Source organism: Pseudomonas sp. KB_15, assembly GCF_052114525.1.
Taxonomy (GTDB): Bacteria; Pseudomonadota; Gammaproteobacteria; order Pseudomonadales; family Pseudomonadaceae; genus Aquipseudomonas.
This window is the reverse complement of record NZ_JBFREX010000179.1, coordinates 1-490: the sequence shown is the minus strand read 5'-3', so window position 1 is coordinate 490 and position 490 is coordinate 1. Positions and strand designations below refer to the sequence as shown.

The 490-nt window shown below is 63.9% G+C and carries 1 pseudogene; it reads right to left on the bottom strand.

Annotated elements, in window-relative coordinates:
* Positions 1–490, bottom strand: a pseudogene (locus AB4Z35_RS30335) (hypothetical protein); the annotation flags it as partial.

Genomic DNA, 490 nt, shown 5'->3' with positions numbered 1-490 from the left:
CCCCTGGATGCCCGAAAGCTGCTCCAGGAAGCGGATGAAGCCGGGACTGTTGAACTCGACGATCAGGGACCGCAGCGCGGGCGGAATCGCGTAGAAGTCCTGGATCTGGAGCTTCAGGTTCTCGGCGGCGGAGCGGAAGGTGAACCACACCTTCTCGTCGGCGCTGGGGAAGGCGGCGCTGGCCTCGCGGTAGATGCCGTCGTCCAGGAAGTTATCGATACAGACATGCGGAAACGGCGCGGCGGCACTGTACGACTCAGAAAGCTCGCGCGAGATCCAGTCCAGCTTTGCAACATCCAGCAGAGCTTGGGGCATGACTCTTGCCTCCTCCTGTGGCTCGGCTGCGTCTGGCAGCGCGGTCTTGTCGAGATTGCGGTACGCGGTGGGGGACAGCTCGAAGCGTTTTCGGAAGATCGTGGCCAGGCGGTCGCCGTTGCCCATGCCGCAGCGGCGGGCGATCTTGTCCACCGGCAGGTCGGTTTCCTTGAGC